This window comes from Pseudomonas sp. MAG002Y, from assembly GCF_019400845.1.
GTDB classification, from domain to species: Bacteria; Pseudomonadota; Gammaproteobacteria; order Pseudomonadales; family Pseudomonadaceae; genus Chryseomonas; species Chryseomonas luteola.
This window is the reverse complement of the sequence record NZ_WOEJ01000006.1, coordinates 86,262-111,140: the sequence shown is the minus strand read 5'-3', so window position 1 is coordinate 111,140 and position 24,879 is coordinate 86,262. Positions and strand designations below refer to the sequence as shown.

Sequence of the window (24,879 nt, the reverse complement as noted above, 5' to 3'; positions counted from 1 at the left end):
TCATGGAAGCAAGAACCGAACAGGTCATCAGGGAGCACTGGGGTGCTGATGAGAAACCGCTGGTCAGTGTTGTCTGCCTGACCTTCAACCAAGCGGCGTTCATCCGAGAAACGCTGGAGGGCTTCCTGATTCAGGAGACGCGGTTTCCCTTCGAGGTCATCGTGCATGACGACGCTTCGACGGATGGAACACAAGCCATCATCCAGGAATATGCCGCACGCTATCCCTCCATCATCAAGCCTATCTACCAGCAGCAGAACCAATACAGCCTGGGTGTTCCGTTCATTACTAAAATCTTTGCCTCGCTGGACACCCCTTATATTGCCATTTGCGAAGGTGATGATTTTTGGACGGACCCGCACAAGCTACAGCTGCAGGTCGACTTTCTTGAGCGCCATGAAGACTATGTGATGGCGTTCCACGACGCCTATATGTTCAACGAGCAGGGCATTATCCGAAACGTTCAACTGGCCGGACTGCATCGGCGCGATGCAAGTCAGCAGGAACTGCTGCGGGCTCGGTACTTTTCTACGCTCACCGTCTGCTTTCGCAATGTGATCAAGGCCCTTCCGCCCGAGCTGCACGGTGTGCGTATGGAGGACATGTGCTGGTGGTCATTGCTGGGCGCTCACGGCAAAGGCAAGTACATGAAAGAAATCCGTCCGGCTGCCTACCGTGTGCACAAGAATGGCGTCTTATCGATGCGTCCGCAAAAGCACCGCACCGCCATGAGCCTGCACGCCTACTACAGCCTAGCCCGCTACTACCAGCGCATCGGCCAGCAAGACCTATATGAATATTTCATGACTCAGGTATTCAGCCAGTCCCTGATTGTAATGACCCACCGCAACCGCATTCAGGCCTTCCTGCAATTGGCCCGCAAGGTTCTATTCAAACCCTTCACCAACATCATTCCTTCGGTCATTCGAAAATGATCAGGCTTTCCTCAGCAGTATTGCTGCCCTGCGGTGCAGCTTCTGGCCTAAGAACGCTCACGCGAACGCACGCCTACCCGATTCCCGTCATGCCGTGCAAGGAGAAGCACCATGCTTAAAACGATTTCAATGATGCAGCCCTATCTGTTTCCCTACCTGGGCTACTTTCAGCTGATCGCCGCCAGTGACGTCTTTGTGCTGGTCGATGACCTGCAGTTCGTCAAAGGCTCCTGGATGAACCGCAACCGGGTATTGACTCACGATGGTCAGCCCAAGCTGATTACCTTTCCGCTGCGTAAGGGCAGTCGCCGGGCCGCTATCAATGAGCGCTGGCTGTCAGAGACGTTCGACCAGGAAGCAGACGCACTGCTTACCATGCTTGAGCACACCTACAAGAAAGCCCCCTATAAAACAGAAGTCCTAGCGCTGCTCAAAAGCATCTTTGCCAATCCGGATCGTAACCTTGCGCGGTTCACCGAAAACTCGATTCGAGCCCTGTGCCGGTATATGAAAATCGAGACGCCCATCCTGATGCTTTCAGAACTGGCGGATACCCGGGCGATGGATAAGCAGGACCGCATCATTCGGATCGTTCAGCAGTTAGAAGGCACCCGCTACCTCAACTCAATCGGCGGCGTCCCGCTCTACTGTCCTGACTATTTCGCCGATCATGGGCTGCAATTGCGCTTCATCAAGATGGATGAAGTGACCTATCCTCAGCTTACCGCTGAGTTTGTCCCGTCCCTTTCCATTATCGACGTGCTGATGTTCAATTCAGCGGAGTCTGTACAAGAACTGCTTACTCGCTATACGTTGATAGAGGGCGTGGCACAGTCGGACTCACAGGTTGAGGTTGATACAATCCAGCCTGAGTGTGCCGTCATATAGACGCGATCACTTGACGGGTGTATCAGTATCAACAGGCAGGCTACTGTGTTTTCAATACGATACCGCAGCCTGCCATCATAACGATTTACTCAGACTACCCTGTAACGAAAGGCTTTTTTGCAGTCCTCACGCCGTTGGGTTCAAGATCGTCAACAACACCTGAGCGTGTTCTGCTGTATCCCTTCCCAAGCCTGTCAGATAACCACCGTCGACTTGACTGATCAGGCCCTTTTCATGAAGTCGCTTGATAGCGGCCAGGACTTCTTGCGTGGCGTCGTGGTGCACCTTTAAACCGGCCAGACTGTTGCTGAGGTCATATCGAGCCAGAAGGTTCATTTCTTCGATGAGTTCTTGGGTATACGGCATGGCGTGTCCTTATTTAAGTAACCCTCTTTCTGAGTCTAGCTGCCCTGCTTCAAAAAGCCTGCCTGAGAAAATGTTTCACTTTAAATCACATGCGGTATGCCGTTATCCGCTTACGGCCATATACAACACCAGTGCTGAAGCCATAACGTAAACCGCACTATGCAAAAAGGTGTTCATGATGCGCTTCCCTCACGTTTGATGACAGGAAGGAGCCTAATAGTCATCCAGATCTGGAAAAAGCCAGTACACTAGGAATGACTGTCAACCAGGAAGAGACTCAGGCCATGCAATTCGAGGATTTAAGGCTGTTTGTAACTACGATCAACGAGCAGAGCTTTACCGCTGCGGCAGAAAAACTGGGGCTTTCCAAACAGTACGTCAGCCGAAGAACCATGGCGCTGGAAGAAGAACTTGGTGTACGCCTGCTCAACCGGACGACACGTAGCCTGAAACCTACCGACCTGGGTATGACCCTCTACGAACGGGCCGTTCGGATTCTGGATGAAGTCAACGAAACGCAGGAGTTAGTATCCAGCCAGGGCGTGAACGTTCGCGGAACTTTACGTGTTTCGGCTCCAATGACATTTGGTACGCTGCATGTCAGCCCGCTGTTGCCCAGGTTCATGCAGGAAAACCCGTTGATCAGTCTGGAGCTGGATCTCAATGACCGATCAGTAGACCTGGTGGCTGAGGGATATGACATGGCGATCCGTGGCGGGATACTGGAAGACTCCACCCTTATCGCCAAGCGCCTGATGGACATTCCAATGACGGCCTGCGCAAGCCCGGCGTACCTGGAGCGCCACTCAACTCCCGAAACACCGGATGATTTGCGTCACCATGAGTGCTTGCTTTACGGCCATGTGAAAAGTGTAGAGTGGAAATTTCAAACCCAGGGCCAGCTCGTATGCGTACCCGTGAAAGGCAAGCTGCGGACCAACAACGGGGAAGTTGTCCGGGACGCGGCAGTGGCCGGTCTTGGCATTGCCTATCTGCCGGTATTCATTGTCAGTGACGCGCTCAACGATGGGCGTTTGCAGCCGGTCTTGCAAGCTCACCAGCCACCCACTTCTGCCTTCTATGCGGTCTACCCTCAGCATCGTCAGTCATCCCGAGCTGTGCAGACATTCGCCAACTTCCTCAAGGACCATCTGACGGTGTAGGTATGCCCATAGTCCGCGCAACCCTCAGGCTTGCCGCATGACCTGCTGGTCTCCTGAGCGACGCCAGTTGAGCGGTGTGCATCCTACCGTCTTTGTGAATACACGGGTGAAGTGTGATTGATCTGAAAAACCACATTCCGCACCGATCTGGCTTATCGGCAAACACGTGTTTAGAAGCATCCGCTTGGCCTTGGCAATTCGTAATTGCTGATACCAGTCACGTGGCGAAACGCCTGTGTTTTTCTTGAAGGCTCGGGAAAAATGGCTTCTTGACAACGAGCAGGCACTGGCGATCCCGGACACTGACAGCCCATCGTCCAGTTGTTCCATCATCAGACGCTTGGCCAGCTGTTCCTGCCAACGAGACAAGGCAATCCGATCCTCACTCGGTAGAGTCACCTGTACAGTCTCTGGCAAAAGGTGAGCCTGTAGTTCATCTATCAAGGTACGACTGATCGGACCCGCCATGTCTTGAACGTTATCCAGCGTTTCGAGCAGGCGTCGTACAAATACCTGTGCAGCGTTGGTAACGCTTGACTCAGGTTCTTCAGCCGTAGCTACAGATAAGTGGTTCGATGAGATGAAATCCAGCGAGGCCATTCCAACGCTCCTTGAAACAGTAAGGTTGGAGTCCAGTATTGGCCTTAGGCACCCTTAAGGTCCTTGTCTGAAGTTGAAGCGTTCTTAAACGAAAATACCTGCTTGTCATCAATGATTAACATGTGATCGCAACGCCTTTATCTCAGGCGAAACGAAAAAGGCCGGCTCCCCAGAGGGAGTCGGCCTAAAAGTACTAGCGTTGCTTGGAAAAGATCTGAACCGATCGTTAAGATTTCTTAATCAACGCGTCGACAATATTTCTGGGTGCCTCTGCATAGCGTGAGAACTCCATCGAGTAGCTGGCACGACCTTGTGACATCGAACGTACATCAGTCGCATAGCCAAACATTTCGCCCAACGGAACCTCGGCCCGAACCACCTTGCCGGAAAGGGTATCTTCCATGCCTTGAATCAGGCCCCGCCGACGGTTGAGGTCTCCCATTACATCACCCATGTAGTCTTCAGGTGTCACCACCTCGACCTTCATGATTGGCTCGAGCAGTACCGCGCCCCCTTTCTGGGACAGCTGCTTGGTTGCCATCGAGGCGGCGATCTTGAATGCCATCTCGTTGGAGTCCACATCATGGTAAGAGCCGTCGAAGACCGTGGCCTTGAGACCTAGCAAGGGATACCCGGCGAGCACACCATTCTTCATTTGCTCTTCGATACCCTTTTGAATGGCCGGGATATATTCCTTGGGAATCACGCCACCCACGACCTCACTAGTAAACACCAGACCCTCCTCGCCTTCATCAATGGGTGCAAATCGAATCCAGCAATGACCGAACTGCCCACGACCACCCGACTGGCGAACAAACTTGCCTTCGATTTCGCAGGTGTTGCGTATGGTCTCGCGATAGGCCACCTGAGGTTTACCAATATTCGCTTCGACGTTGAACTCACGCCGCATGCGGTCGATGAGGATATCGAGGTGCAACTCGCCCATCCCAGAGATGATGGTCTGCCCAGTTTCCTCGTCCGTCTTGACGCGGAAAGAGGGGTCTTCCTGGGCCAGTTTGCCCAGGGCAATCCCCATCTTTTCCTGGTCAGCCTTGGTCTTGGGCTCAACCGCTACGGAGATAACCGGCTCGGGGAAATCCATACGCTCCAGGATGATCGGCTTTTCAACCGAACACAGAGTGTCGCCGGTCGTCACGTCCTTCATGCCGATCAAGGCTGCGATGTCGCCTGCGCGAACTTCCTTGATTTCTTCCCGCGTATTGGCATGCATCTGCACCATACGGCCGACGCGCTCCTTCTTGCCTTTTACCGAGTTGAGTACCGAGTCACCTGATGAAAGCACGCCCGAATACACCCGCGCAAAAGTCAGGGTGCCCACGAAGGGATCCGTAGCGATCTTGAACGCCAGCGCCGAGAAAGGCTCGTTATCGTCGGCATGGCGCTCGTCAGTCCGCTCGGCATCGTCAGGATGCACGCCTTTGATGGCGGGAATCTCAGTAGGTGACGGCAGGTAATCGATGACCGCATCGAGTACCAAGGGTACACCCTTGTTCTTGAAGGATGAGCCACATACAGCCGGAACGACTTCACCCGCCAATGTCCTCAGCCGTAGACCCGTGCGGATTTCATCATTGGTCAGGGGCTCCCCTTCCAGGTATTTGCTCATGAAGTCTTCATTGGCTTCGGCAGCAGCTTCGACCATGCGCTCGCGCCACTCCTCGGCCTCAGCCTGCAGCTCGGCAGGAATGTCCTCTTCACGATAGGTCATCCCCTGATCATCATCATTCCAGTAGATGGCCTTCATCTTCAGCAGATCGATCTGGCCCACAAAGTTCTCTTCACGGCCAATCGGCAGCTGAATCGGAACCGGAGTATGACCCAGGCGTTTCTTGATCTGGTCAACGACGCGCAGGAAGTCCGCTCCCGCACGGTCCATCTTGTTCACATACGCAATACGAGGCACATGGTATTTGTCTGCCTGACGCCAGACCGTCTCGGATTGAGGTTCTACACCATCCGCACCGCTGAACACCACGACCGCGCCATCGAGTACCCGCAGCGAGCGCTCCACCTCAATGGTGAAGTCCACGTGTCCAGGCGTATCGATGATGTTGATCCGGTATTTGTCGAACTGCTTGGTCGAGCCAGACCAGAATGCAGTAGTCGCCGCGGACGTAATGGTGATGCCGCGCTCCTGCTCCTGCACCATCCAGTCCATGGTCGCGGCGCCGTCATGCACCTCGCCCATTTTATGGTTCACGCCAGTATAGAAAAGGATTCGCTCGGTTGTGGTGGTTTTACCAGCATCCACGTGAGCGACGATGCCGATGTTGCGATAGCGGTCGATAGAGGTCGTTCGGGCCATAGAAGATTCTCCTAGAAACCAGCATGGGTCAGCCGGCAGACAGGCGATACGGATATCCGCCCGGGTTGCAATAACAATAGACTGACTTACGAGGCTTGTATTGAACGTTTGTGCGTATCGCTAAAGGGAGCCTGTCTGATCGAGCAGACTCGTATTACTGTCAACCAGATGGAGACTTTTTTACGCATTTCAAGTGGTTTATCACCCCACTTGATCGCTTTACTCTTGGTCGCATACCGATACAGGTAACAACATACTGTTGATTGACCAGGAGACCGAATATGTTAGCCCTTCGCAAAGCAACCGAACGTGGATTTGCCAACCATGGCTGGCTCAAGTCTTTCCACACCTTTTCCTTTGCCAATTACCGCAACCCACAAGAACAAGGGTTTTCGGATCTGTTGGTCATCAATGATGACCGTGTCGCTCAGGGGCGAGGGTTTGGCACTCATCCCCATCGGGACATGGAGATTTTCTCCTATGTACTGGAAGGTGCGCTTGAGCACAAGGATACCCTGGGTACAGGTTCCGTCATTCGTCCGGGCGACGTGCAGCTCATGAGCGCCGGAACGGGAGTCGCCCACAGTGAATACAACCACTCCCAGAATGATCCCGTACACTTTTTACAGATCTGGATCGTGCCCAACGCTCGAGGTGCTGAGCCTCGCTACCAGCAAACGCACTTCAGTGCGGATAGCAAACGTGGCCAGTTACGCCTGATTCTTTCACCTACAGGTGAGCAGGGCTCACTGGAAATTCGTCAGGATGCTCGTGTCTACGCCGGTTTGTTCGACGGTAAAGAGCAGGCGACTCTAACGTTGGAATCAGATCGCTACGCCTATGTGCATGTAGCCCAGGGGCAGATCGAACTCAATGGCCAGACATTGACGGAGGGAGACGGTGTGCGTGTGCGTAACGAGCAGGTGCTTACGCTAGCCAACGGCAAGCAGGCCGAGGTTATCGTTTTTGACCTGCGCCCCAATGAGCTGCCCATGATGCCATGATCGACGAGGGCCTCGAGTAGTCGAGGCCCTCAGTCTATTCCGCTAATGGGAGCGTAAATACAAACACGCTGCCGCGCTTACGAGCCGCATAGGCATGAATGCTTCCGCCATGGGACTGGATAACGGAGCGACAGATCGCCAGCCCCATCCCCATGCCGCTGCTCTTGGTGGAAAAGAACGCATCGAACAGCTGCCCGAGGTCCGTGTCTGGAATGCCTACGCCGGTATCTTCGATCGACACCACTACATATTCCGATCCCACCACGTTTGAACACACCTCCAGCCGACAGGGAGGCTGACTAGCCTGCAGCATGGCCTCGATTGCATTGTTGACTAGGTTGAGTACCACTTGCTGCAACAGGATGCGGTCGCCGAGAACCTTAACACTACGCGCAGTTAGACGGGAGGTAAGCATGACGTGCCGATGTTCGATTTCACTGGATATCAGCCGAAGTACCGTGGCGATCACCTCATCGATAGGCAAGGGTTGCAGATCGGGAGTGGTCTGCTTGGTCAAAGACCTCAATGCATGCACGATGTCACCAGCCCGCTTACCCTCCTTGGCGATTTCTTCCAGGCTTTCCCGGGTTTCCGAAAGCTCAGGCAGAGGTCTGTCCAGCCAGCGAATGCCAGCACTGGCATTGGATACGATGGATGCCAGTGGCTGGTTGATTTCGTGAGCAATAGAGGCTGCCAGCTCACCCAGGATGGTTGCCTGCGCCGCTCGCGTCAGTTCGGCGCGAGCGTTACGCAGCTCCGATTCGGTCGCTCTGACTTCCGTAAGATCGATAACGGCCCCAATATAGGTTTCGCCATCCAGATGTCCCATGGTTTCCAGGCGCTTCTCCAGTCCTTGGGGTGTAGTGATCCTGATCTCATAGCGATACGGCCTCTTGGCGCGCACCGCCATGTCTACGTGGGCTTGAAACCCAGCCAGGTCATCGGGATGAATGAGGTTCCACAGCCCCACATAGCCGGGAGGCACATCGCCCTCTATAACACCAAACAGGGCATACATTTCTGAAGTCCATACCGCCTCGTCTGTAATGGGATTCCAGCGATAAATACCAATGTTACTGATCTGCTGTCCGAGTTTAAGAAAGCTTTCGCTTTCTCGAAGCGCCATTTCAACGGCTTGCCGACGCTGGTTTTCTGCTACCAACTCCTCGTAAAGACGAGCGGTTTGCAACGAAATGGCGGCCTGGGCCGCCAGCAACTCCAGGACCTGGGTTCGTTCCTGAGTGAAAACACCCGGCATCAGGCTGTTTTCAAGATACAGGGCACCCACTACCTCGCCCTGCTTGAGCAGCGGAAGGCATAACAGTGAACGTACCTCATGGTCTGCGAAATACGGGTCCCCCGAAAAACGCGACGGTTGACGTGTATCGGTTAGCACAACCGGTTGCTTGCTCTTTATTGCAGTATTGAGAATCGAGAGAGGCAACCACTCGGGCTTTGCAGGTTCGTGTATCAAATCGATGGCTACTTCCTGATTTGGCTCAACCCAGCTGCTGGCCGCAACCATTGCCTGCTCGTGCTCCACAAAGAGCAGAACACCACGCTGGGCGCCTGCGTGGATCAAGGTATTCGTCATTAGCCGGGCAATCAGGTTGTCCAGCTCAAGCTCTTGTGACAACGCTTGGGAAGCCTTGAGTACCGAGATGAGATCCAGGCTTTCCTGGCCCTCGATTGGGGTGGCCGATTTGCCAGGTAGCAGTGACTCTGACCACGGATAACACTTTTCCAGGAGGGCGGCCTTTGCATGTGCGCCCCATGCCTGATAACACCGTTTCGCACTGTCCAGATGGCCTTGGCTGGCGACATGCAGGTCGTGAACCAGGCAATGTCTGGCTGCCAGCTCATGAGCCAGGGCCTGAATGGGCGTAAACCCATAACGACCCGCCAGCATGGCAGCTTTTTCGTACAAGGTCAGAGCGTTGAGTCCGTCGCCCGCGATTCGAGCGCATTCAGCGTCAATCAGCGTTGCCTTGTCCTTGAAGACGTTGGGGTTGATATCGGCCCATACTTTGAGCTGCTGTCGATGGGGCTCTATAGCGGCCAAGGTTTGCTCAAGCGGACATGCCCCGGCAAGTGCTGCGTAGGTCAGTGCCTGAAACACATGCAGATCAATCAGATGAATATGCGCCGGTACAGACCAGGACAACTGAGCGGCTTGTGCAAGCGCCGCCTGGGCGTCAGCATAGTACCCAAAGTGATAGGCACTGATACCCTGCAGCAGGGCCCCCCAGAACAAGATTATTGTCGTCTCACTCTGAATACCGTCACGAGCCGGTGCACAAGGGTCGTATGCTATGCCGAGCTGCCGTATATATTGCTCAAAGTACTGTATGGCCAGCTGAACATCCCGAAAACCGATACGATCGGTAAAGGAGCGGGCAAGCTCAAGGTGCTCCTGAACCTCGGATAGCGGCTTGCCGGCAACCATGAGATCGAACACGATATGCATACAGGCATAGCTCGATATCGTCAGGTTACCTTCGGTATAGCTTACAGAACATGCTTGTCGCGCATAGTCCAATGCGTATTCTATAGGCTGCGTCCAGACACTGACCTGATCCAGCGGCACCAACACAGCTGCACGCGCGTCATGAAAGCCATGTTGCTCCACGACACGCAACGCGGTTCTAGCCAGCTCATAGCCTTTGGCATATGAGCCATGGCGCTGCGCAATCAATACCCCTAACCAAGCCATGCCTTCTGCACCGGCGCCAGTCATGCCATGTTTGAGTGTAAAAAGCATCAGGTGGCACTGCTGCCGAAACGATAGCTCAGCATCGACGACCGTCGCAGGTATGATCATGCTGGAAAGCAACCCTACAACCGGCTTCATCGCGTCGTTGGCCATCAGCGGCAAGTGCAGGACTGACTCAATGCCATGAGTGTCGAGCCAGCGATCAATCACGTCCCATGGGGCACTTAGGTTGGCCAGATCAATACCTAGCTCCTTTAATGCAATAACGGCGACGTCCACAGCGCCCTGATAGTCGGACTGCAAACCGCGCAGCTCTACACCGATCTGATGAAACTCGGCTCGCTCGACAGGCGATGTCAGCTGAGCGAGGACCAACTCCAACCGCTGAGGCACTACCTCAAGCTGCATGGACAGTAACAGGCATTGCAGGTACAGCAGATTCAATGCACGTCGCTGGTCGTCCATGGGATGATGCGCAGCATCCATCAAGGCTTCGGCCTGTTGTAGATACTCCAGCGCCGCGTGAGTAGCAGCTGCGGCTTTGGCACACCGCGCCGCATTCAGCAGTGCTGTAATAATCAGCGAATAATCAGCAGCCCGAAATGCGGCAATACCGGCCCGCAGAATCTGTGAGGCAATGGCGTAACGTGATTCGGGTTGGCCTGCAGTATCGATAAGGTCGATCAGATAACAGGCGACCCGGGCATGTTGCTTCAGACGTTGTGCTTCAGGTATCGAGCAGTAAACCGCTTCCTGTATTCGATCATGGGAAAGCCGATAGCGGCCGTCCTGCTGATTGACCAGCGAAGCATTCAGCGCAGGTTGCAGCTGATGCTGTGCATCATTTGCAGACAAGCCATTCAAGCCTGCCAACGTGGCAAGCGGCGTATCGTTACCCATCAGAGCCAATGTCTGTAACAACGAGAGACAGTTGGAAGGCAACCGCTCAAGACGGCTAAGCATCAGATCGATAACGTTATCGGCGTAGTGATGCTGTTCGAGGTATCCCAGATTCCACTGCCAGTGCCCCTCTTTCTGCTCAAGGCGCTTTTCCTCAAGTAGATGGCGAATAAGCTGCTGCGTAAAGAACGGATTGCCACCGGTTTTGTCCTGCACTGCGCCAGCCAGTAAGTTGATGGAAACAGCACCGCTCTTGAGATAGTGCTCAATCAACTTGCCGGTTTCGTCCAGAGACAGAGGCCTTAGCGGCAGCGTGGTGAGGCTGGATAAAGAATGTGTCAACTGCTGCAGGAATGTTTGAAACTCACTCTGCAGACGCGCATCGTTCTCGCGGTATGCGCCAACGAACAGCAGGTTAGGAATATTTGCCCTGACCACGTGCAGGATAAACGTAAGCGTTGCCGTATCGAGCCACTGCAGATCGTCCAGAAACAGAATGAGCGGGCGTTTCGGTGAGGCAAATACCGCTAGCAATGCCACCAGTGCCTCGTTTAGCCGAGCGTGTAGCTCGTAGGAAGGCAAGCTAGGTGTATAGGTGACCGGGCCGGTGATCAGGTAAAGATCCGGGATAATACTCATCAACAGCCCGACCTGTTTGCCAAGCGCCTGGTCAATGCAATGCCGCCAAAGGGACAATTGCTCGTTACCCTCTCCCATCGCCCTTATCACCAGGCTGTTCAGTGCCTGAACCAGAGGTGAAAACGGCGTCTGCTTCAACTGGTCGAACTTACCTTCGATAAAACAGGCATCGTGGCTGCGCAAACCAGAGGCGAACTGCCTGACCAGCGCCGACTTGCCAGTGCCTGAAGTACCCTCTATCAGAATGAATTCGCATCCTTGCGAACGCCTGATACGATCAAGCGCTGCGGCCATATGGCCGATTTCCTGCTCCCGCCCAACAAAGGTATCGCGCATGTTGAGAATAGGAGTGATAGAGGGCGAAAAAGTAGAGCGTCCGGGTTGCCTCAACATCTCAAGGCAGCACTCCAGTTCCAGCGATAACGCCTTGGCTGTTTGATAACGTTCGGCGGGATTCTTCGCGATCAGGGTCAGGATGATCTGATCCAGTACAGGCGGAATGGTCGTGCCGAAATGACTGGGTGGTGCAGGTTGGCGGGCCAGATGGCTGTGGAACCACTCAACCGCATCGCTTCCCGAAAACGGTAACCTGCCTGTCAACCACTCATAAAATGTCATTCCAAGCGCATACAGGTCGCTGCGAACGTCTACGCAACCCTGCGCCCCGTGGAGCTGCTCGGGCGACATGTAGTCAATCGTACCCTGCAAGGCACTGCTGCGTGGAGCCTCGGCCTGCGACAGCGATATCGCGTTGCCAAATCCGGTCAGGCGTATTCCGCTGTCAGAAACCTGGACAAAGTGGTCTGGCTTGATGTCCTGATGCAGCAAACCTTGTGCATGCAGGCAAACCAGGGCGTGAGTTGCGGCAAGAGCCCTGACGATAAAGCATTCAATGCGATTGCCGTCGGGTGCAAGTGGCCCGACCGGTTGCCCGTGCTGATGATCGAGCAGGAGGGCCGGCCCCTGCTGCGTTGAGATATAGGCAACAGGTACCAGTGCCCACTCGGGTTGCAACACATGGCGTAGGGCGAACTCCCGCTCAAGCCTCTGACAGGCACCTCTGTCGCTCCGTAGCGCAGCAGTACAGGCAAGCCAGGTTTCACCTGTCAGCGGATCGCGGACACTGAAGCGGTGAGTCCTCCCGGCATCGAACGGCTGCCAGGAAAGCCGCTGCAACCAGGCCTCATCCAATGGCGCCTGCTGTACTTGACCACTCATACCCATAATCCGTCATATTTTTGTTTGGTCATACCGGGCCAACGCAACGCTGATCCGTTCCAGAAGCGTCAAGTCATCGAATGGCTTGTCAAGAAAACTGATAGCGCCTGCAGCGTAAGCGCATTGCTTGATCTGGTCATCGGCATGCGCCGACATACATACCACACTAATCTTTTTGCCTGTTACCAATAGCTGTTGCTGAACCTCCAGACCATGCAGGCCTTGCAAGCACATATCCAGCAGCACGCACCCTGCCGTATCCGCCGCGTCTGATTCGAGAAAGGCCTCGCCCGATGCGAAGCTGGCTGGGCGATAGCCTGCTGACTTGAGGAGGTTTCCCAGGCTCTTGCGTACGGAAGCATCATCATCGACGATGCAGATGACAGTCATAATAGCGTTCTCATGAGTGGCAAGTCTCGCCGCACCGGCAGGCTCACTGCTGGAGCCGTTCATAGATTTTCAACAGTTCGAGGGGCGTCCTTGCCTTCATTTTGGTGAGTACGTGTCGCTTGTGGACCTTCGCCGTGATTTCACTGATGTTCAGCATCAGCGCAATCTGCTTGACCATGTGGCTGCTCAAAATCAGCTCGAGGACCTCTTTTTCCCGCGGCGTAAGGCTATGGTAGCGCTGCCGCAGGGTTTCCGTTTCCAATCGGTAGGCCAAATGCTGGGCATCCAGTGTGAGGGCCTGAGCAACGACCCGTAGCAAATCGTCATCATTGAATGGCTTGGTGAGAAACTCATGCGCGCCAGCCTTCATCGCCCGTACGGACATTGGGATCGTGCCGAAGCCAGTAATGAAAATAATCGGCAACGTAAGCCCTCGCTGGTTCATTTCATCCTGTAGCGAAAACCCATCCCCCTGCGTCAGGTTGACATCCAACAACAGGCAACACGGTTGTGGAGGGCGAGGCTGATTTAGAAACGGCTCAGGCTCTGAATAGGTTTCGCAACGAATGTCGTACGAGCGGAGCAGACGTGACAACGCCTGACAGATACTGGCCTCGTCATCAATGATATATACCACTGGCTCATAGCCCTGTGCCTTTAATGAGGCGATGGCTTCAAGGCAGAACGACTCGGTCATGCAGTAACTCTCTTCACAGGTATGAACACCTCCCTTCATAGCATGAACCATCCTGTTCATGAGCACAGTCTGAGCGAAGCGTCATGACCGGAGTGCCCCTGCTGCTGCAGATAACTGCGGGTCGCCCTCATCAGCCGATAATGGTGGAAAGGTCCGCAGGGAACAGTGAGTAACAGGGATTTGGTAATGAGCCCCATCATGCTGTTCATCAGCTGTCGATGAGAAAACCCCAGGCCGCTGGCAACTTCACAGACCGCGTCAAGTGAAAACTGCCCTTCCAGGCGACTAATCATGAGCAATACGGTACGTTCTTCTACCCCCAGCAGCCGGTAGCTCCATTCAATACAGGCCGTCAGGCTTTGTTGACGACCAGGTGCCGTCCTCAGACTGGCATCGAGCATGTGTGGTCTGTCGATGAGCTCGTCGATCAAAATTTGCAATCCCAATGCTGAGGCGCGAATTGCAGCCATTTCCAGCGCCAGCGGCACCCCATCAACCAGACGGCCCACTTCGCCCAACAAGTCCAGACTGGCCTCATCAGTAACGAATGAGGGATCAAGCCCTGACAGTCGAAGGAGCAGTAGTTGGGTTGAGCTGCAGGCCAGTATGGTTTCAGGACTGGACTGGGCATCGGCCGTTTCAAGCGGTGGGATACGGATCGTATGCTCGTTGCGTATTCTCAATGGTTCGCGGCTGGTCACCAGAATCTTCAAGGCAAGCCCTGTCTCGAATAAAAGCTCACACAGCGAGGCCACGGCTTCTATCAGATGCTCGCAGTTATCGAGCACAATCAACAGCTCATCGTTTGCATACCGTTGCTTGAACCGGTCCATGACCTGCTCGATGGAGCCCGGCTCAACCTCCACGACCTTGGCCAGCTTTTCCAAGAGTCCATCAGGCGATTGTTCATCGCCAAACATGACTTGAAAGACCGTTCTGGTGTGCTCATCTCGAATGGAAGCCGCGAGGGCTAACGCCACAGCCGTCTTTCCAATACCGCCACACCCTATGAGCGTCACCAGCATGTTGCGCGTCAGCGCATCGTAGATCTGTAGCAGAAGCTCGTCGCGCCCTACCAGGAGGTTGCCTGTTTCAACCTTCATCGGCACTGCCAGAGTCTGGGAAGCAGAACTTTTCTCATCCTGCTCAATGAGCAAATATCCCCTGCCTGGTATTGTTCGTATCAGGTCCTTGTTGCAACCAAGGGCCTTACGCAAGGCGGAGATGTGCACCTGGAGGTTGTTCTCTTCAACAACTGTCGAGGGCCATACACGCTGCAAGATCTCGTCCTTGCTGACCACCTGCCCTCTTGCTTCCAGCAACAGCTCCAATATGTCGAATGCACGTGCCCCCAAGGGTTGAACTACGTCATTCCTCAAGACCCTTCTTTGTTGAAGAAATACCTGGGCTTGACCTAGTGTGATCATGAGCGTCACCCAATCCTTTTATTGTTGGCAGGCTGCCTTCCGAAGCGGAAGGCTCTGGCAGAATGGATGCTATAACGGCGCACATCAGGACGGATATTATCTCTTGAGATAATAAGGGCGCACCGGCTGACCGCAGGGGCGAACTGCATGGCTGGGATCATGATCAATTCAGCCGATGGTCTGATCTATAAAAAAGGCGCCACGTAGGCGCCTGAGGGCATGTCTTCCATCCAAAGGAGCATCAGAAGACATGCATTACTTTGATTAAGGCCGGTCTCGGCTCCAACCTCCGCCAAGGCTCTTGAATAGATTGATCTGTGACAAGGCCAGCTGAAGCCTGGCGTCTATCAGGGTATTTTCAGCCTGATACAGCGTGCGCTGACTATCCAGTTGCGTCAGGTACTCATCGAGCCCCTGCTGATACCGTTGCTGTGCAAGGACAAGGCTTCTGGCAGCACTGTCACGAAGCCGCTCCTGGGCGTCGAGCTGACGCTGAAGTGGCTGACGCGCGACCAGCTCATCGGACACCTCTTTGAAAGCGGTCTGTATGGATTTTTCATATTCCGCCACACTGATCTCTTTGCGCAGCGTCTCGACCTCAAGCTGTGCGCGGTTACGACCGCCTGTGAAAATTGGCAGGTTGATCTGAGGCGTAAAACTCCATGAGCGATTACCGCCGTTGAACAGGTCTGAAAGTTCTGCGCTGCTAAAACCGGTATTGCCCGTGAGACTGATGCTTGGAAAGAACGCAGCGCGCGCAGCTCCGATAGTGGCGTAATTGGCTTTCAGCCGGGCTTCGGCAGCCTGTATATCCGGTCGGCGGGTCAGCAGTTCTGCCGGAAGCCCGGCGGGTAAGGGCTTGTCCAACCCCTGCCTTTCCAGCGAAAGGGCGGGCGGCAGATCATGAGGCAATGGCTGACCGAGCAGGAGAGCCATCGCATTATCCGCCTGTCCTATACTACGCTCCAATGCGGCAAGATCACTGGCAGTTGTCTCTAGCAGTGTCTGAGCCTGAGCGATATCCAGTTCAGAACCAATCCCATAGTCGAAACGTTGATGAATCAATTCCAGACTCTGCTGACGGCTCTCATAGGCCTGCCGGGTTATGGCCATTCTTTCGCTCAGGGCACGCTGGTTGGTATAAGCCGTAGCGATTTCAGCGATCAGTGATAGCTCAACCGAACGTCGCGTCTGCTGCAACGCCAGATATTCACCCAAGGCTGCATCTCGAAGATTGCGGACACGGCCAAATAGGTCTACTTCGTACGTGCTCAGCCCTACCCCTACGGTATACAAGTTGGTGACTTGGCTTCCACTGCTTACGGCCTGAGCCGGTAGCCCACCGGTGTTTTCCAGCCCGAGCGCTGGGGAGCGCTGACGGGTTGCCGAGCCGCTTACGCTCACATTCGGCAACAGGTCCGCCCGCTGGATTCTGTATTGCGCCCGCGCCTCTTCAACGCGAAGCACTGCCATACGCAGGTCACGGTTCTGATTCAGCCCAATCTCGATAAGCCGACGCAGGCGCGGATCTGTAAACAATGCTTGCCAGTCCGGAACCGTTTCAGCTGGGTTCACCGGGGCTGATACCACCGGATAGTCCGCTGGTATAGGTGCAGGGGGCTGCTCGTAGGTAGGCGCCAAAGAGCAGGCACCCAGCAGGCCGGCCAGCAGAAGAACAGTCAACTTACTCATGGCGCTGCCCTCCTCTGGCTTGCGAGCGGGTAAGGCGAGAGACCCAATGCATGACGCTCACAAAAAACACCGGAACAAAGACAACCGCGAAGGTAGCAGTCAGCATGCCACCGATCACGCTTGTGCCAATGGCCTGTTGACTGGCGGAGCTGGCACCCGTCGCAATAGCCAGGGGAACCACACCCAGGATAAATGCAAGCGAGGTCATTACGATCGGACGCAGACGCAGACGTGCTGCCTCGACGGTGGCCTGGAATAGGCTATGGCCCTGGTCATGAAGACTCTTGGCAAACTCGATGATCAGAATCGCATTTTTTGCCGACAGTCCAATGATGGTGATGAGCCCAACCTTGAAGAACACATCATTTGGCATGCCCCGCAGGACGACTGCGACTACGGCACCCAGGATGCCCAGTGGTACGACCAGCAGAACGGCTGTTGGAATCGACCAACTCTCGTAAAGCGCGGCCAGAACCAAAAAGACAATCAACAAGGACAGTCCCAGCAACAAGGGAGCTTGTGCGCCGGAGGTCTTTTCCTGAAGCGAAAGCCCTGTCCATTCCAGACCAAATCCCTGAGGCAGCTGATCGACCAGACGCTGGATTTCATCCATGGCTTCGCCTGTACTGTGCCCTGCCGAAGGCTCACCCGAAAGGCTGACCGCGGGATAGCCGTTGTAGCGGGTCAGCTGCGCCGGTCCCGTGGTCCACGTTACTTCGCAGAAGGCAGCCAGGGGCACCATCTTGCCGGACGCGTTACGCACCTCAAGCTTGAGGATATCCTCTGCCTGAAGGCGGGAATCGGCCTCGGCCTGAACAATGACCTGCTGCATGCGGCCCAGGTTGGGGAAATCATTCACGTAGGCCGAACCCATGGCAGTCGAAAGCAGGTTACTGATATCGGCGAACGAGACACCCAGAGCGTTCGCCTGGAGCCGATCGACTTTGACCTCTACCTGTGGCGCTTCGGCCAGCGCGGTCTCCCGTACGTTTGCCAGTAGGGCGCTTTTTGCAGCGGCAGACAGCAATGTATCCCGCGCCTTCTGCAAAGCCTCGTATCCTTTTCCGCTTCTGTCCTGCAGACGTAGCTCAAAGCCGCTGGAAGTCCCAAGCCCTTCGATTGGCGGCGGGCTGAGCGAATACGCAATGGCATCCTGCAGTCCGGCAAATGCCATATTGGCACGCTCGGCAATGGCGTCGGCCGAATCTTCGACACGGCGTTCGGCCCAATCCTTTAATGTGGTAAATGCCAGAGCTGCATTCTGCCCGCTGCCGGAAAAGCTGAAGCCCAGCACCATGGTGGTATTGGCTACGCCAGGTTCCGTAGCATTGTGCGCTTCGATCTGCCGTGCGATTTCAATCGTGCGGTTCTGGCTGGCTCCGGGCGGCAGCTGGATATCGGTAATGGTAAAGCCCTGATCCTCGATAGGCAGAAACGAAGACGGCAGGCGAGTAAAGAGCAGCATGAGCCCTGCAAGCAGCACACCGTAGACCAGCATGTAACGACCTGTACGGCGTATGGCATTGGCGACCCAACGCTGGTAGCCGTCCGCGGCATGATCAAACCGTCGGTTGAACCATCCAAAAAATCCTTTCTTCTCGTGATGCACACCGTGCGGTATCGGCTTGAGTAGCGTTGCGCACAGCGCAGGTGTCAAGCTCAGCGCCAGAAACGCCGACAATAGAATCGAAACCGCCATCGAGACAGAAAACTGCTGGTAAATGATTCCGACCGAGCCCGGCATGAATGCCATCGGGATGAACACCGCCGTCAGCACCAGCGTGATTCCGATAATCGCACCGGTAATTTCTGTCATGGCTTTTCGCGTGGCAGCCCGAGGCGTCAGACCTTCGCTCGCCATGATTCGCTCGACGTTCTCAACGACGACAATAGCGTCGTCCACCAGGATACCGATCGCCAATACCATGCCAAACATGGTGAGCACGTTGATGGAAAATCCTAGGGCCAACATGCAGGCAAATGTCCCCATCAAGGCCACAGGAACCACCAGTGCGGGTATCAGGGTATAACGGAGGTTTTGCAGAAACAGAAACATGACGGCAAAGACCAGCACCATGGCTTCGATCAAGGTATGAACCACCTTTTCGATCGAGACCTTGACGAACGGCGACGTATCGTAAGGAATGTCGTAGTTCACACCGGCCGGGAAGTAGTGTGACAGCTCTTCCATCTTGGCTTTGACCACGGTAGCCGTGCTCATCGCATTACCGCCTGGCGCTAGCTGGATAGCCACAGCGGTGGTCGGCTTGCCATTGAGGCGAGTCCCGAACTGATAGCTTTGGCTATCCACTTCGACCCGTGCGACATCACCTACGGTAACCGTCGATCCGTCGGCGTTGGCCTTGAGTACGATCGCCGAGAATTCCTCAGGTGTAGACAGCTGCCCTTTCACCTGTACGGCTGCGGTAATTTCCTGCGTGCTGCGGGTAGGCAAGTCGCCGATACTACCGGCGGGCACTTGCACATTCTGATCGCTGATCGCCTGGCTAACATCGGCCGGCGTCAGGTTGAAAGCTACCAGTTTTTGCGGATCAATCCATATTCGCATGGCGCGCTCGGCACCAAACAGCTGGGCCTTGCCTACCCCTTCGATACGCTTGAGCTCATTAACGACGTTACGCGCCATGTAGTCGCTCAGGCTGGTTTCATCCAGGTGTCCATCAGTAGACGTCAATGTGATCAGCATCAGAAACCCGGCCGAGACCTCTTCAATCTCCAGACCTTGCTGCGTAACCGCTCGGGGCAGTCTGGACTCGATCGTTTTCAAGCGGTTCTGTATATCGACCTTGCCCAGCTCCGGATCAGTGCCTGGTTTAAACGTAACCGTAAGCGTCGCCATTCCCTGGCTGCTGCTAGAGGAGAAATAGAGCAGGTGATTGACCCCGTTAAGCTCCTGCTCGATCAGACTGACAACACTTTCATCCAGGGTTTGCGGCGTGGCGCCCGGGTAGGTTGCGGTAATCTCGATCTGGGGAGGCGCAACATTGGGATACTGCGCCACCGGAAGATTGGGAATGGCCAGCACACCTGCCAGCAGAATGAACAGGGCGACGACCCAGGCAAATACCGGGCGCCTAATAAAGAAGTCTGGCATTATCGGGCTTCCTTGTCGGCAGGTGCATCGGTTGTAATTCCTGCCTCTTCTGCCTGGACAGGCATCCCCGGCCTGACGTATTGCAGGCCTGCAACGATTACGCGGTCACCTTCATGCAGTCCTTCGTCGATGATCCAGCGATCATTCTGGGCACCGCCAAGACGGACCGTCCGCTCCTCAACCTGATTCTGAGCGTTGACCAGCAAAACATTAGCCTGCCCTGCCGAGTCGCGCTGAACGGCCCGCTGCGGAACACTGATACCTCGCTCGTTCCTGGCCTGCTCAAGACGCACTCGAACAAAGCTGCCGGGCAGCAAGTCAGCCTGCGGATTGGGAAACTGGCTACGCAGGGTAATCTGCCCTGTGCTTTGATCCACTGTAAGGTCCGAGAACAGCAGTTTTCCGGCTATTGGGTACGCTGTACCGTCATCCTGTACGAGCGTTACGGCGGCCTGATCCTCCCCTACGGTTTGTAACTGCTCCTCCCGCAGCGCACGGCGCAAAGCGTTGATCTGCCGGGTGGATTGAGTCACATCGGCATATATAGGCTGGAGCTGCTGAATAATTGCCAAAGGCGTGGCGCTATCCTGCCCTACCAACGCGCCTTCCGTGACCAATGCCTTGCCGATGCGCCCGGAGATGGGTGCTGTGACGGTGGCATACCCCAGATTGAGCCGGGCACGTTTGAGCGTGGCCTGCGCAGCGGACACTTCGGCTTCTGCCTGCAAAAAGGCAGCGTGCGCATTTTCGAAGTCCTGCTGGCTGACGGCGTGAGTCTTGATCAATGCAGAATAACGCTCGGCCTGCAAATAGGCCTGATAGCGATTGGCCTGGGCTTTTTTCAGGCCTGCCACGGCGCTGTCGACGTCCGCCTGCAGCGGCGCGGGGTCAATCCGAAACAATACGTCGCCTTGCTTGACTTGGCTTCCCTCACGGTAAACCCGTTGCAGCAGAACGCCTGCTACGCGGGCTCTGACTTCCGCCACACGGGGCGCTACCAAACGGCCATTGAGTTCAGTCACCAAGCTGAGCGGCTGAGGTTTGATCGTCTCGACGGTGACAGACGTATCGGGTGCTTGCTGTGCAGAGGGCGCTGGGCGGTCACATCCTGTCAGCGCTAGTAACATCAGTAGCCAAAGGGGACGTAGGGAAAACTTAACGGGCGGCATCATGGTGTGCATCCTTCAGGAACAGCGCCATGCTAAAAGCCCTGCCCTGTCGGCTTTGTAAAAGCTTGTAGGGCATTTGTGAAAAAGTGTAATGACCGCTACAGAAGCTGTCGGGTTTGTTTATGCTCTTTCAAACCCTTCAGCGTGTCCTGCTATGCCTACCATCCTGCTGGTCGAAGACGATACCGCCCTGGCTGAACTGATTGCCACCTACCTGACACGTCATGCCTTCGCGGTTTCCATACTGTCCCGGGGCGACGAGGTTCAAGCGCATGTCCGGAAAAGATACCCGGATCTGGTCATCCTGGATCTTATGCTGCCGGGGCTTGATGGCTTGCAGGTGTGCCGCCAGCTCCGCGCAGATCATGCTGGCCTTCCTATTCTCATGCTCACCGCCCGCGATGATAGTCATGATCAAGTGGTCGGTCTCGAGTTGGGGGCGGATGACTACGTCACCAAACCCTGTGAACCGCGGGTGCTATTGGCCAGGATTCGTACGCTGCTCCGGCGCAGCCAGCCGGAAACAGTTCGCAAGGACGCTTCGCGTGTCACCTTTGGTCGTCTGGAAATCGACTTAACCGAACGGGTTGTTCAGTGGCGGGACCAGCCGATCGAGCTGTCATCAGGCGAATTCGATCTTCTGGTGGCCCTGGCTCGTCATGCCGGTGAAGTACAGAGTCGAGATCAGCTCTTGCAACAGGTACGCGGTATCGAGTTTAACGGTATCGATCGCTCCATTGATGTCGCCATCTCGAAGTTGCGCCGCAAATTCGAAGATACCTCTGGCGAAGCACGCAAGATCAAAACAGTTTGGGGCAAGGGCTATCTCTTCAGCCGCTCCGAGTGGGAAGACTAGGATGCACCGGTCATGCTGAAGGTTCTGATCCGTTTATACCTGGTGGTGCTGATTACCTTCAGCCTCGCCAACTATGTAGTGCCCGAACTTGTCGTTTCATTGTCCAAAGATCGTTACGTTGCGTGGAATCTGGATCAGTTCAGAGGTCAGATGGCCTTGATCCAGCAACAATTCCTGGAGCGCCCCAAAACAGAATGGGATCAGTTGGAAAGGGAACTCAAGACCTCTTTTGCACCGCTTGAGGTCAGTCTTCGAGAAATGGCAAACGCTCAGTTGAGCCCGGATGAACGCGAACAACTTGAACAGGGGCTCATGGTCATACACCTCGGTGAGTATGGCCTGCCTGATACAGTCCTGGCTCCGCTGGACAATGAGCATTTCATAGAAGAGTCCAGTCCCCCCCTTCCGCTGGATATCAATCTGCTGTTCTGGGCCATGAACGTCCTGACAGGCGCAGCGCTTCTGGCCTGCCTGCTGCTCTGGCTACGTCCTCATTGGCGGGACCTGGAATCGCTGAGGCGTACCGCCTCGGCATTGGGCAGGGGAAACCTGTCTGCCCGAACTCACCTCTCCTCACGGTCCAACATTGCCGAGCTGGGCCATGTATTCGACTCGATGGCCACCGATATCGAGCGCCTGCTCAACCAGCAGCAGGAGCTGCTTAATGCGGTATCCCATGAACTTCGTACTCCGCTTTCCCGGCTCGACTTCGGCCTGGCCCTGGCGTTGTCCGAAGATATTCCAGAAGCCTCTCGTACCCGCCTACTGGACATGACCCGTCACGTTCGCGAGCTGGACGAACTGGTACTGGAGCTGTTGTCTTACAGTCGGCTGCACAGCGTGGCCGCTCAGTTGGAGCGGGTCGAACTCGATCTGGGTGAGTTTATCGATAGCATCGTTGGAGGGTTCGCTGAAGAACTGGAGCAGCGTGGAATCCTCTTGGAGGTGGACATGGCGATAGAGAAACAGCGAGTAAGTCTGGAGCCTCGTCTGACAGCCAGAGCATTACAGAACCTGATCCGAAATGCCATTCGTTACTGTAACCACCGCATCCGCCTGAGCGTAAGTGTTTTGGATCAGGATCGTTATCAGATCACAGTTGAAGATGACGGCATTGGCATCCCGGAGGCAGAGCATGAAAAGATCTTCGAGCCCTTTTACCGGCTCGACCGCAGCCGCGACCGCACAACAGGCGGCTTCGGGCTTGGCCTTGCCATCAGCCGCAGAGCGATCGAGACCCAAAACGGGATATTAGCTGCAGACACCTCACCCTTGGGCGGCGCACGTTTCCGCCTGGACATGCCATTTCATATGTAGCAACCGAGAGGCTCTATGTTCTTTTCTCTACTGGCCGCCACCTTTGTCGTTGCATTCATCACTTCCGCCACAGTCGTCGTCTTGTTCAACCATTCGACCCAGGCTGTCCTGGCCCGAATTATCAAGGATGACGTCAGTAGCGCCTGGCATCGATACATCACGTTCGCCAGCTTTGTGGTAGGTATTTCAGGTGGCGTGCGAATCTACGACCTTGAGCGCTATATCAGCGCGCCGACTACGGATGCTCAAGTACTGGTGCTTAATTCAGAACGCTGGACGCTCGAGATCTATCGCTCGCTGATTGAGACATTACAAAGTATCGCCTGGATGTATCTTGTCGTGTTTGTCGTTGCGTTGATTGCCTTCGTCATTGTTCGCGGAATCGAGGCTCGACATTCCAGATCCTAAGTATCATTGTCATACACTTGAGTTGCGCGCAGGCGCTATCGGGAGCAGTTCCCGTACAGGCGGATACGCCTACTTAGTCAAGAATCCCAAACCCAAGTGGCGCTGTTGAACAGTACGCTGACAGGTAAAAGCTAATCACTGACCGAAGCCCCCATAAACTGCACGATCTGGTTACGCAGCCAGCGTTCACCCGGATCGGTATCCTGCGCTGCACGCCATACCAGTGAAAGATTTGCCGGTTCGATCGGAAATGGCGGTTCTTCAACCCGCAACGTACCGCCGGCGGCCAGCGCATACGCCGCATAATCCGGTACTGTAGCCAGCAGGTCCGAATTGGCAAGGATAGCGTTCAGTCCGTTGAAATGCGGTACGCCCAAGGCAACTTGGCGGGTGCGCCCTAACCGGGCAAGGTCTTTGTCAATGTTGCCACACAAATCGCCCGACATGGAAACCAGGACGTGCGGCCTTTCGCAGTAGTTGTCCAGTGTCAAAGGTCCCGGACGGTCATCGGACCGGATAACCAGGGCACGGATCTTACGCAGGGTTCGGCATTTGGCATTGGCCGGTAGTTGAGTCGTGTAGCTGATCCCCATGGAGACCTCACCACTACCCAAAAGACCCGGCAGCAGCAGAAAGTTCGCGTTACGCACAACCAGCACGCAACCGGGCGCAACCGTACGGATGTGGGCAAGCAGCGCGGGCAGGAGACCACACTCCACATCGTCTGACATGCCGATGCGAAACACCGCCTTGCTGGCCTGCGGGACGAAATCATGCACTTCACTGATGGCGCTGGACAGGCCATCCAAGGCTGGATGCAACCGCTCGAGGATCTGCAATGCCCGAGGGGTAGGCTCCATGTGCTTGCCATTGCGGACCAGAAGCGGGTCCTTGAAGAATTCGCGCAGGCGGATGAGCGCCGCGCTGACGCCGGGTTGGCCCATAAATAGCCTTTCAGCCGCCCGGGTCAGGTTACGCTCATGCATCAAGGTTTCGAAAATGACCAGCAATTGCAGGTCTACCTTGCGTAGGTCGTTCCGGTTCAAGAGTGCTCCT

At 55.2% G+C, this 24,879-nt stretch carries 18 protein-coding genes; 7 read left to right on the top strand and 11 right to left on the bottom strand.

Going from position 1 to position 24,879, the window contains the following annotated elements:
* Positions 1–2 precede the first annotated feature (2 nt).
* The gene (locus GM154_RS10490; RefSeq protein WP_010799077.1) at positions 3–935 is read left to right on the top strand and encodes a glycosyltransferase; all 933 of its coding nucleotides are present in this window, start codon (positions 3–5) and stop codon (positions 933–935) included.
* 111 nt (positions 936–1,046) lie between these two features.
* On the top strand, positions 1,047–1,823 hold the full coding sequence (locus GM154_RS10485) for a WbqC family protein (RefSeq protein WP_122043719.1): 777 nt from the start codon (positions 1,047–1,049) through the stop codon (positions 1,821–1,823).
* Positions 1,824–1,949: 126 nt separating this feature from the next.
* On the opposite strand, the gene GM154_RS10480 is transcribed toward GM154_RS10485, so the two are convergent.
* On the bottom strand, positions 1,950–2,189 hold the full coding sequence (locus GM154_RS10480) for a TIGR02647 family protein (RefSeq protein WP_219652189.1): 240 nt from the start codon (positions 2,187–2,189) through the stop codon (positions 1,950–1,952).
* Positions 2,190–2,443: 254 nt separating this feature from the next.
* On the opposite strand from GM154_RS10480, the gene GM154_RS10475 reads away from it, so the two are divergent.
* Positions 2,444–3,352: a LysR family transcriptional regulator gene (locus GM154_RS10475; protein WP_258019802.1), complete on the top strand. Its 909-nt coding sequence runs from the start codon at positions 2,444–2,446 to the stop codon at positions 3,350–3,352.
* Between the two features lie 24 nt (positions 3,353–3,376).
* Here the strand turns inward: GM154_RS10475 and GM154_RS10470 are convergent, their stop codons facing one another.
* Entirely contained in the window at positions 3,377–3,952 is a 576-nt protein-coding gene (locus tag GM154_RS10470; protein ID WP_258019801.1) for a helix-turn-helix domain-containing protein, read from the bottom strand.
* Between the two features lie 226 nt (positions 3,953–4,178).
* Positions 4,179–6,278 (bottom strand): elongation factor G, encoded by a 2,100-nt coding sequence (gene fusA, locus GM154_RS10465; protein ID WP_010799072.1) that lies wholly within the window; start codon positions 6,276–6,278, stop codon positions 4,179–4,181.
* A 281-nt stretch (positions 6,279–6,559) separates the two neighbouring features.
* Between fusA and GM154_RS10460 the strand changes: the two genes are divergently transcribed.
* Positions 6,560–7,282, top strand: coding sequence for a pirin family protein (locus GM154_RS10460; protein ID WP_219652188.1), 723 nt, complete (start codon positions 6,560–6,562; stop codon positions 7,280–7,282).
* Between the two features lie 34 nt (positions 7,283–7,316).
* On the opposite strand, the gene GM154_RS10455 is transcribed toward GM154_RS10460, so the two are convergent.
* The 7 genes from GM154_RS10455 to GM154_RS10425 all read right to left on the bottom strand — a co-directional run bounded on the left by GM154_RS10455 (position 7,317) and on the right by GM154_RS10425 (position 21,245).
* Positions 7,317–12,752 (bottom strand): AAA family ATPase, encoded by a 5,436-nt coding sequence (locus GM154_RS10455; protein WP_219652187.1) that lies wholly within the window; start codon positions 12,750–12,752, stop codon positions 7,317–7,319.
* 12 nt (positions 12,753–12,764) lie between these two features.
* Positions 12,765–13,133, bottom strand: a complete 369-nt coding sequence (locus tag GM154_RS10450; RefSeq protein ID WP_219652303.1) for a response regulator transcription factor — start codon at positions 13,131–13,133, stop codon at positions 12,765–12,767.
* A 52-nt stretch (positions 13,134–13,185) separates the two neighbouring features.
* Entirely contained in the window at positions 13,186–13,839 is a 654-nt protein-coding gene (locus GM154_RS10445; protein ID WP_219652186.1) for a response regulator transcription factor, read from the bottom strand.
* Between the two features lie 56 nt (positions 13,840–13,895).
* Positions 13,896–15,266: a winged helix-turn-helix domain-containing protein gene (locus GM154_RS10440; RefSeq protein ID WP_219652185.1), complete on the bottom strand. Its 1,371-nt coding sequence runs from the start codon at positions 15,264–15,266 to the stop codon at positions 13,896–13,898.
* A gap of 264 nt (positions 15,267–15,530) precedes the next feature.
* Positions 15,531–16,958, bottom strand: coding sequence for an efflux transporter outer membrane subunit (locus tag GM154_RS10435; RefSeq protein ID WP_219652184.1), 1,428 nt, complete (start codon positions 16,956–16,958; stop codon positions 15,531–15,533).
* Entirely contained in the window at positions 16,951–20,073 is a 3,123-nt protein-coding gene (locus tag GM154_RS10430) for an efflux RND transporter permease subunit (protein ID WP_219652183.1), read from the bottom strand. Before GM154_RS10430 ends, GM154_RS10435 begins: the two co-directional genes overlap by 8 nt.
* Positions 20,073–21,245, bottom strand: coding sequence for an efflux RND transporter periplasmic adaptor subunit (locus GM154_RS10425; RefSeq protein ID WP_308460605.1), 1,173 nt, complete (start codon positions 21,243–21,245; stop codon positions 20,073–20,075). Before GM154_RS10425 ends, GM154_RS10430 begins: the two co-directional genes overlap by 1 nt.
* Before the next feature lie 151 nt (positions 21,246–21,396).
* Between GM154_RS10425 and GM154_RS10420 the strand changes: the two genes are divergently transcribed.
* From GM154_RS10420 to GM154_RS10410, 3 genes are read left to right on the top strand one after another with little or no spacing between them, the layout of a single operon-like run.
* The gene (locus tag GM154_RS10420) at positions 21,397–22,098 is read left to right on the top strand and encodes a response regulator transcription factor (RefSeq protein WP_122043728.1); all 702 of its coding nucleotides are present in this window, start codon (positions 21,397–21,399) and stop codon (positions 22,096–22,098) included.
* 12 nt (positions 22,099–22,110) lie between these two features.
* A complete protein-coding gene (locus GM154_RS10415; protein ID WP_219652182.1) occupies positions 22,111–23,415 on the top strand; it encodes an ATP-binding protein in 1,305 nt (434 codons plus the stop codon).
* Positions 23,416–23,430: 15 nt separating this feature from the next.
* On the top strand, positions 23,431–23,823 hold the full coding sequence (locus tag GM154_RS10410; RefSeq protein WP_219652181.1) for a hypothetical protein: 393 nt from the start codon (positions 23,431–23,433) through the stop codon (positions 23,821–23,823).
* 131 nt (positions 23,824–23,954) lie between these two features.
* Here the strand turns inward: GM154_RS10410 and GM154_RS10405 are convergent, their stop codons facing one another.
* Positions 23,955–24,869 (bottom strand): LysR family transcriptional regulator, encoded by a 915-nt coding sequence (locus GM154_RS10405; protein ID WP_219652180.1) that lies wholly within the window; start codon positions 24,867–24,869, stop codon positions 23,955–23,957.
* Positions 24,870–24,879 lie beyond the last annotated feature (10 nt).